The organism is uncultured Amaricoccus sp., from assembly GCF_937858865.1.
In the GTDB taxonomy this organism is placed as follows: Bacteria; Pseudomonadota; Alphaproteobacteria; order Rhodobacterales; family Rhodobacteraceae; genus Amaricoccus.
The window spans coordinates 1-8,776 of the sequence record NZ_CALLYO010000243.1; the positions used below are offsets into that span (position 1 = coordinate 1).

Annotated in this window: 6 protein-coding genes; all 6 read right to left on the minus strand. The window is 71.3% G+C overall.

Annotation, left to right across the window (positions count from 1 at the left end; all coding sequences use genetic code 11):
* Window positions 1–278 precede the first annotated feature (278 nt).
* On the minus strand, window positions 279–1,535 hold the full coding sequence (glgC, locus tag Q0112_RS06700; protein WP_297973052.1) for a glucose-1-phosphate adenylyltransferase: 1,257 nt from the start codon (window positions 1,533–1,535) through the stop codon (window positions 279–281).
* Window position 1,536: 1 nt separating this feature from the next.
* Entirely contained in the window at window positions 1,537–3,777 is a 2,241-nt protein-coding gene (gene glgB / locus Q0112_RS06705) for a 1,4-alpha-glucan branching protein GlgB (RefSeq protein WP_297973054.1), read from the minus strand.
* A 43-nt stretch (window positions 3,778–3,820) separates the two neighbouring features.
* Window positions 3,821–6,277, minus strand: coding sequence for a glycogen/starch/alpha-glucan phosphorylase (locus tag Q0112_RS06710; protein ID WP_297973057.1), 2,457 nt, complete (start codon window positions 6,275–6,277; stop codon window positions 3,821–3,823).
* A 213-nt stretch (window positions 6,278–6,490) separates the two neighbouring features.
* On the minus strand, window positions 6,491–6,634 hold the full coding sequence (locus Q0112_RS06715; RefSeq protein WP_297973059.1) for a hypothetical protein: 144 nt from the start codon (window positions 6,632–6,634) through the stop codon (window positions 6,491–6,493).
* Window positions 6,635–6,748: 114 nt separating this feature from the next.
* Window positions 6,749–7,537 carry an ABC transporter ATP-binding protein gene (locus Q0112_RS06720; RefSeq protein ID WP_297973062.1) on the minus strand — a complete coding sequence of 263 codons (789 nt, stop codon included), beginning with the start codon at window positions 7,535–7,537 and terminating at the stop codon, window positions 6,749–6,751.
* The coding region (locus Q0112_RS06725) for an aminotransferase class V-fold PLP-dependent enzyme (protein ID WP_297973065.1) at window positions 7,534–8,776 on the minus strand (1,243 nt) is incomplete at its 5' end. The genes Q0112_RS06725 and Q0112_RS06720, both read right to left, overlap by 4 nt.

An 8,776-nucleotide genomic window follows, 5' to 3' on the forward strand; every position in this document is an offset into this window, starting at 1 on the left:
GATAGGCCTCGGAGGCGACGGAGAGAACCCGCATCAGAAAGCTCCGGACATCAGGGCGCCACGACGGTTCGGTGCTCGCGGGGCGCTCCCGCCCTGCCGGATTTGACCGTCGGCAAATCCGGCCGCGGCCGCCCCTGCGGGGGCGGATGCGCTTCTCGCCTCCGCGCGTCCCGCGCTCCGGCGAACGGCCCGGCCGAGGCAGTGCCCCGGCGCGTCGGGCCGCGACTCGCGGGCCGGGGGCCCGCTTCGGTCGGTCAGGTCCTTCTTCGGTGAGCGCATCACGCCAGCGCGTCGATCATCGGCTGGGTGATCAGGCAGATGCCCGACTCGGTGCGGCGGAAGCGCCGGCCGTCGAGCCCCGGGTCCTCGCCGACGACCAGGCCCTCGGGGATGCGGACCCCGCGGTCGACGACGACCCGGCTGAGCCGCGCGCGGCGGCCGATGTCCACGTCGGGCAGCAGCACCGCCTCGTCGAGGGCGGCGTAGGAGTGGACGCGGACGCCGGTCGAGATGAGCGAGCGGCGGACCGAGCCGCCGGAGATGATGCAGTCGCCGGCGACGAGGGACGAGACGGCGCTGCCGCGGCGGCCGTCGATGTCGTGCACGAACTTGGCCGGCGGCTTGATCTCGGCGTAGGTCCAGATCGGCCAGCTGGTGTCGTAGAGGTCGAGCTCGGGGATGACGTCGGTGAGGTCGATGTTGGCCTCCCAGTAGGCATCGACCGTGCCGACGTCGCGCCAGTAGGCCACCGACTCCTCGGTCGAGCGCACGCAGGAGGCGCCGAAGCGGTGGGCGACCGCCTTGCCGTGCGCGACGACGTAGGGGATGAGGTCCTTGCCGAAGTCGCGGCTCGAGCCCGGGGTCTCGGCGTCGCGGCGCAGCAGGTCGGCGAGGAAGGCGGTGCGGAAGACGTAGATGCCCATCGAGGCGAGCGCGAGATCCGGCTGGCCGGGGATGCCGGGCGGGTCGGCCGGCTTCTCGACGAAGGCGGTGATCCCGTCCTTCTCGTCGACGTGCATCACGCCGAAACCGGTCGCCTCCACGCGCGGCACCTCGAGGCAGCCGACGGTCACGTCGGCGTCCTGGTCGACGTGCTGCTGCAGCATCAGCTCGTAGTCCATCTTGTAGATATGGTCGCCGGCGAGGATGACCATGAACTCCGGGTGGTAGTCCTGGATGATGTCGAGGTTCTGGTAGACGGCGTCGGCCGTCCCCTCGTACCACTGCGTCTCGCTGACGCGCTGGCTGGCGGGCAGGATGTCGAAGCTCTCGTTGCGCTCCGGGCGGAAGAAGTTCCAGCCGCGCTGCAGGTGGCGGATCAGCGAATGCGCCTTGTACTGCGTCGCCACCCCGATGCGGCGGATGCCCGAGTTCAGCGCGTTCGAGAGCGCGAAGTCGATGATCCGCGTCTTGCCGCCGAAGTAGACCGCGGGCTTGGCGCGGCGGTCGGTCAGCTCCTTCAGCCGGCTGCCGCGGCCGCCGGCGAGCACGTAGGCCATGGCGTCGCGCGCGAGCGGCGATGTCCTCTTCTCCACCTCAAGCCTCCCTCGTCGCTTCCTCGTCCGGCGTGCCCTGCGCCTCGTACTCCAGCCAGATCGTCGCCAGCGGCGGCAGGGTGACGAGCGCACCGATGCCGTATTCGCCGTCGGTGGCATCGACGCCGCCCATGTTGCCGACGCTCGAGCCGCCGTAGGCGGCGGCGTCGGTATTGAGGATCTCGCGCCAGCGCCCGGCGTGCGGCAGCGGCAGGCCGTAGCCGGAGCGCGGCACCGGGGTGAAGTTCGAGACGACCGCGACCGGCGGATGCCCGGGGGTCCGCCGCAGCCAGGCGAAGACGGAATATTCCGCGTCGTCGGCGATCAGCCACTCGAAGCCCTCGGGCTCGCAGTCGCGCTCGTGCAGCGCCGGGATCGCGCGGTAGAGCCGGTTGAGGTCGCGCACCAGGGTCTGGATGCCCTTGTGCTGCGCGATGTCGAGCTGCCACCAGTCGAGCCCCTTGGCCTCCGACCATTCCGCCCCTTGCGCGAACTCCTGGCCCATGAAGAGCAGCTTCTTGCCCGGATACCCCCACATGAACGCGTAGTAGGCGCGCAGGTTCGCGAACTTCTGCCAGGCGTCGCCCGCCATCTTGGCGATCAGCGAGCCCTTGCCGTGCACCACCTCGTCGTGGCTGAGCGGCAGGACGAAATTCTCCGAGAAGGCGTAGAGCAGGCCGAAGGTCAGGTCGTTCTGGTGGTACTTCCGGTGGATCGGGTCGAGCGCCATGTACTTCAGCGTGTCGTGCATCCAGCCCATGTTCCACTTGAAGCCGAAGCCGAGCCCGCCGTCCCAGACCGGCGCCGAGACCTTGGGCCAGGAGGTCGATTCCTCGGCGAAGGTCATCCGGCCCGGGTGCTTGCCATAGACCGCGCGGTTCATCGCCTGCAGGAAGGCGACCGCCTCGAGGTTCTCGCGCCCGCCGAAGCGGTTCGGCACCCACTCGCCTTCCTTGCGCGAGTAGTCGAGGTAGAGCATCGAGGCGACGGCATCGACGCGCAGCCCGTCGACGTGAAACTTTTCAGACCAGTAGAGCGCGTTGTTGATGAGGTAGGAGAAGACCTCCTGCCGCCCGAAGTTGAAGATCGCCGTGTTCCAGTCCGGGTGGAAGCCCTGGCGCGGGTCGGCATGCTCGTAGAGGAAGGTGCCGTCGAAGCGGGCGAGGCCGTGCGCGTCGGTCGGGAAGTGCGCCGGCACCCAGTCGAGGATGACGCCGATCCCCGCCCGGTGCGCGCCGTCGACGAAGCGCGCGAAGCCCTCCGGCGGGCCGAAGCGCGCCGTGGGCGCGTAGAGGCCGGTGGTCTGATAGCCCCAGGACGGGTCGTAGGGATGCTCGGAGACCGGCAGGAACTCGATATGGGTGAAGCCCATGTCGGCGACATAGGGGATGAGCCGGTCGGCCAGCTCGTCCCAGCTGAGGAAGCGCTCGCCGTCCCGCTGCCAGCTGCCGGCGTGCACCTCGTAGATCGAGATCGGCGTGCGCCGCGCGTCGGCCTGGCTCCAGAAGTCGCGGTGCGCCTGGTCGCCCCAGTCGTGCGCGAGCTCGGGCGCCACGATCGAGGCGGTGGCCGGCCGAAGCTCCGAGGCGCGGGCGAAGGGGTCGGCCTTCAGCGGCAGGCGCGCCCCGTCCGCGCCGATCAGCTCGTACTTGTAGGCGAGCCCCGGCTCCACGTCGGGGACGAAGATCTCCCAGACCCCGGTGTCGCGGCGGAGCCGCATGCTGTGCCGCCGCCCGTCCCAGGCGTTGAAGTCGCCGACCACCGACACCCGCCGCGCGTTCGGCGCCCAGACGGCGAAATGCACCCCCGCCGCGCCCTCGTGCTCGAGCGGATGCGCGCCCATCTTGTCGAAGAGCCTGAGGTGGCTCCCCTCGCGGATGTAATAGTCGTCCATCGGCCCGAGCACGGGGCCGAAGGAATAGGGGTCGGTCACCCACCATTCGCCGCCGGCGTTGCGCGCCCGGTAGCGCAGCGGCTGGCGCTTGCCGATCGTGAGCGGCCCCTCGAAGAAGCCCGCGTCGTGCCGCCGCTCCAGCACCCCGGCCGACTTGCCGTCGAGGGTGAAGGCCTCGAGCTCGGCGGCGCCGTCGACGAAGGCGCGCGCCACCAGCCTGCGCCCGCTGCCCTGCACCCCGAGCACGGCGAAGGGATCGCCATGATCGCCGGCGACGATCGCGGCGACGGTGGCCGGATCGAGCGGGGCCGTCGCGCCCTTCCTGCCCCTGGCGGGCTCCTTGCTCACGATGCCCCTCCCCGGGACAGTGCGGCTTCGTTCGATCCGAAGGCTACAGAGGGATTCCCCAGATGTCTTGCGCATATTGCCGGATGGTGCGGTCCGAGGAGAACCAGCCCATGCGCGCGGTGTTGAGGATCGCCTTCCGCCACCAGGCGGAAGGATCGGCCCAGAGCGCGTCGACCTGGCGCTGGGCGGCGCAATAGGCGTCGAAGTCGCTCGCCACCATGAAGTAGTCGTGCTCGTAGAGCCCGCCGATCAGCCCGCGGTAGCGCCCCGGATCGTCGGGCGAGAAGACGCCCGAGGCGATCGAGGAGAGCGCCTGGCCGAGCTCGGGCGAGCGCTCGATCACCTTGCGCGGGTCGTGGCCGCCGGCGTGCCGCTCGGCGACCTCCTCGGCGGTCAGCCCGAAGATGATGACGTTCTCCGCCCCGACCGCCTCGCGGATCTCGATGTTGGCGCCGTCGAGGGTGCCGATGGTGATGGCGCCGTTCAGCGCGAACTTCATGTTGCCGGTGCCCGAGGCCTCCATGCCCGCGGTGGAGATCTGCTCGGAGAGATCGGCCGCCGGCACCATCACCTCGGCGAGGCTGACGTTGTAGTTCGGGATGAAGACGACGCGCAGCACCTCGCGCACCGTCGGGTTGCCGTTGATGACCCGGGCCACGTCGTTGGCGAGCTTTATGATCAGCTTGGCGTTGTGGTAGGTCGGCGCCGCCTTGCCGGCGAAGAACTTCACCCGCGGCGTCCAGTTGCGCTCCGGGTGCGAGCGGATCTGGTCGTAGAGCGCCACCGCCTCGATGATGTTGAGCAGCTGGCGCTTGTATTCGTGGATGCGCTTGATCTGCACGTCGAAGATCGCGTTCGGATCGACGCGCAGCTCCAGCCGCTCGCGCACCAGCTTCGCCAGCCGGTCCTTGTTGCGCCGCTTCACCCGGGCGAACTCGTCCTGGAAGGCCGGCTCGTCGGCGAACTTCTCGAGCTCGCGCAGCGCGTCGATGTCGTCGAGGAACTTCGGCCCGATGGTGTCGGCGATGAGCCGCGTCAGGCCGGGGTTGCACTGCTGCAGCCAGCGGCGCGGGGTGATGCCGTTGGTCTTGTTGTTGATCCGCCCCGGGAACATCCGGTTCAGGTCGTGGAAGAGCGTCTCCTTCAGCAGCTCGGAGTGCATCGCGGCGACGCCGTTGATCGAATGCGCCCCGACGAAGGCGAGGTTGCCCATCCTGACCCGCCGCTCGCCGTTCTCCTCGATCAGGCTGATCCGGCGGATCTCGGCGCCCGACATGCCGTGCTCGGCGCGGGCCGACTTCAAGAGCCGCGCGTTGATCTCGTAGATGATCTGCATGTGCCGCGGCAGCAGCCGTTCGAAGAGAGGAACGGGCCAGCTCTCCAGCGCCTCGGGCAAGAGCGTGTGGTTGGTATAGGCGATGCAGCCGGTCGTCAGCGCCCAGGCGGCATCGAACTCGAGCTCGTGCACGTCGGTCAGCAGCCGCATCAGCTCGGCGACGCAGACCGCCGGGTGGGTGTCGTTGAGCTGGATCGCCACCTTCTCGGCCAGGTTGTCGAGCCGGCCGTACTGCTGCAGGTGCCGGCGCAGGATGTCCTGCAGCGAGGCCGAGGAGAAGAAATACTCCTGCCGCAGGCGCAGCTCCTGCCCGGCGGGCGAGGTGTCGGCCGGATAGAGCACGCGGGTCAGCGCATCGGCGCGGTTCGCCTCGGCGAGGCTGCCGGAATGATCGCCGGCGTTGAAGGCGTCGAGCCGGATCGGGTCGATCGGGTCGGCCTTCCAGAGCCGGAGCGTGTTGACCCGCGCCGCGCGCCAGCCGACCACCGGCGTGTCGTAGGCGGTCGCCTTCACCTTCTCCGCCGGAACCCAGGTGAAGCGCTCGCCGCCGCCGTTCGGGTCGTGGTACTCTACCCGCCCGCCGAAGCAGACGTCGTAGGCCGCCTCGCGCCGGTCGAACTCCCAGGGGTTGCCGTGCTCGAGCCAGGTCTCCGGCATCTCCGCCTGCCAGCCGTCGAGGATCTCCTGCCGGAAGAGCCCGTGCCGGTAGCGGATGCCGTAGCCGTAGGCGGGGATGCCGACCGTCGCCATGCTCTCCATGAAGCAGGCGGCGAGCCGCCCGAGCCCGCCGTTGCCGAGCGCGGCGTCCGCCTCGAGCTCGGCGATCTCGTCGTAGTCGACGTCGAGCAGCCGCAGCGCCGCGCGCATCGCCTCGGTCAGCCCGAGGTTCGAGACCGCGTCGCGCATCAGCCGCCCGATCAGGAACTCGAGGCTGAGGTAGTAGACCCGCTTCGCCCCCTCGCGATAGGTCTCCCGCGTCGCCTGCATCCAGTGCTCGATCGCCCGGTCGCGGGTGATGAGGATCACCGCCTGCAGCCAGTCGTGCGGCTTGGCGACCGCGGGATCCTTGCCGACCCGGTAGGCCAGCCGCTCGACGATCTCGCGGGCCAGCGCCTCGGGATCCGAGGCGCGCGGAACGGGCAGGGACTGCAGCGGAAGGTTCATGGCAACTCTCTCGGGCACGCGTGCCGGCAGCGGCCGGCGCGCCGCGTGACGGCGATCGCTAGCGCAAACCGCCGCGGCGGATCAAGGGGAGATGCCCGGCCGACGCCCCTCGCGCGAGATCTCGCGCGCTCGGCAGCGGCGAAGGAAGGGCACCCCCTCCCCATCCGTCCCGCCCGGGGCCCCGGCCCCGGGCAGCGCCCCGAAGGACCACCCTCAGACGGTTTCGCTGCGCGGAAAGCCGGTGCGGCGGGCGGGGCGCGCGGCCTGCCCCCAGGTGAAGCCGCGGTCGTACCAGCGCCGGAGCGACGGCGGCACGCCGACCGGGTTCGGGCGCGGGCGGAAGGAGGGCGTCGTCATCTGAGCTTGCTCCCGAAACAGTCACAGCACAAAGCCGGGGAGGATGCCGCAGGCATGTATCGGCCCCGGGCCACCCGGGGCGCTGGTTGTTTCAACGATCGCGCCCGGCGAGGCTCAGACCGTCTCGCCGATCGCCCCGCGCAGCCCGTCGCGCACCCGCGCCGCGATCTCGAGGAAGTCCCGGCTCTCGCGGATGTGCAGCGGCCGCTCCGGCGGCAGCGTGCTCTCGATCACGTCGGTCACCCGCCCCGGCCGCGGGCTCATCACCACGATGCGGGTGGAGAGGAAGACCGCCTCCGGGATCGAGTGGGTGACGAAGGCGATCGTCTTGCCCGTCCGCGCCCAGAGCGCCAGCAGCTCCTCGTTCAGCCGGTCGCGCACGATCTCGTCGAGCGCCCCGAACGGCTCGTCCATCAGCAGGAGGTCGGCGTCGAAGGCGAGCGCCCGGGCGATCGAGGCCCGCTGCTGCATCCCTCCCGAGAGCTGCCAGGGATACTTGCGCTCGAAGCCGCCGAGCTCGACCAGCTCGAGCACCCGGCGCACCCGCTCGGCCCGCTCCCCCCGCGCATAGCCCATGATCTCGAGCGGCAGCCGCACGTTGCCGCCGATCGTCCGCCAGGGAAAGAGCCCCGCCGCCTGGAAGACGTAGCCGTAGGCCCGCGCCCTGCGCGCCTCGGCCGGGCTCATCCCGTTCACCGTGATCGTGCCCGAGGTCGGCGTCTCGAGGTCGGCGGCGACGCGCAGGAAGGTGGTCTTGCCGCAGCCCGAGGGGCCGATGAAGCTGACGAAGTCGCCCCGATGGATGGCGAGGCTCACGTCGCGCAGCGCCTCGACCTGCCCGTCCCCCGTCTCGAAGACGAGCCCGAGCCCCCGCGCCTCGATGACCGGCGCCGCCCCGTTCATCCGGCCTCCCGCCGCCAGGCGGCGACGATCGCCTCGGCGCTGCGCCTGCCGTCCTCGACCGTCGTCTCGCCGCCCGAGACCGAGATGCGGATGATCTCCCGCCCGCGCCAGCGCCCGTGGCTCGGATAGCAGACGCCCTCCGCCTGCACCGCCGCGAGCGTCGCCCGGGTCAGCCGGTCCCCCTCCAGCCCCTCGCCGCAGGCGAGCGCCACCTGGTTCAGCACCACCTCGTTCAGCACCGAAAGCCCCGGCTCCGCCGCCAGCCGCGCCGCGATCGCCCGCGCCACCGCGCAGTTGCGCTCGATCATTTCGGCGATCCCCCGCCGCCCGAGCGCCTTGACGACCGCCCAGACCGCGAAGGCGCGCGCTCGCCGCGACATCTCCGGCGAGAAGGCCTCGGGCGCCCGGTTCTCGCCCTTCGGCAGATAGCTCGCGCTGATGCTCATCGCCCGCTGCAAGGCGCCCGCGTCCCGCACCATGGCGAGCCCGCAGTCATAGGGCACCTGCAGCCACTTGTGCGCATCCGCCGCCCAGCTGTCCGCCGCGTCTATCCCCGCCGTCAGCCGCGCCAGCCCCGGCGCCGCGCAGGCCCAGAGCCCGAAGGCCCCGTCCACATGCACCCAGGCCCCCTTCTCCCGCGCCAGCGGCACCAGGTCGGCGAAGGGATCGAAGGCCCCGCTCACCACGTTCCCGGCCTGCAGGCAGACGACGATCGGCCCCGCCAGTCCCTCCAGCACCGCGGCCAGCGCCTCGGGCCGCATCCGCCCCTCGCCGTCCGAGGCCGCCACATGCACCCGCTCCGCCCCGAAGCCGAGCAGGCGCAGCGAGAGCCGCACCGACGAGTGCGCCTCGCCCCCCAGCACCACCTGCACCTCGGGCGCGCCGAAGAGCCCCTTCGCCTCCACGTCCCAGCCGGCCCGCCGCAGCAGCTCGCCCCGCGCCGCGGCGAGGGCGGTGAAGTTCGCCATCGTCGCCCCGGTGACGAGCCCGACCCCGGCCTCCGCCGGCAGGCCGAGCAGGTCGAGCACCCAGCCGGCGACCACCTCCTCGACGACGGCCGCCGCCGGCGTCGGGTCGGCGAAGCCACCCGACTGCCCCCAGGCCGAGGTCAGCCAGTCCGCCGCCACCCCGGCCGGGTGCGAGGCGCCGGTCACCCAGCCGTGGAAGTTCGGGCTCGTCATCCCGAGGATGCCGCCCTCGGCCTTGGCGGCGAGTTCCTCGACGACGGCGGCGGCGGGG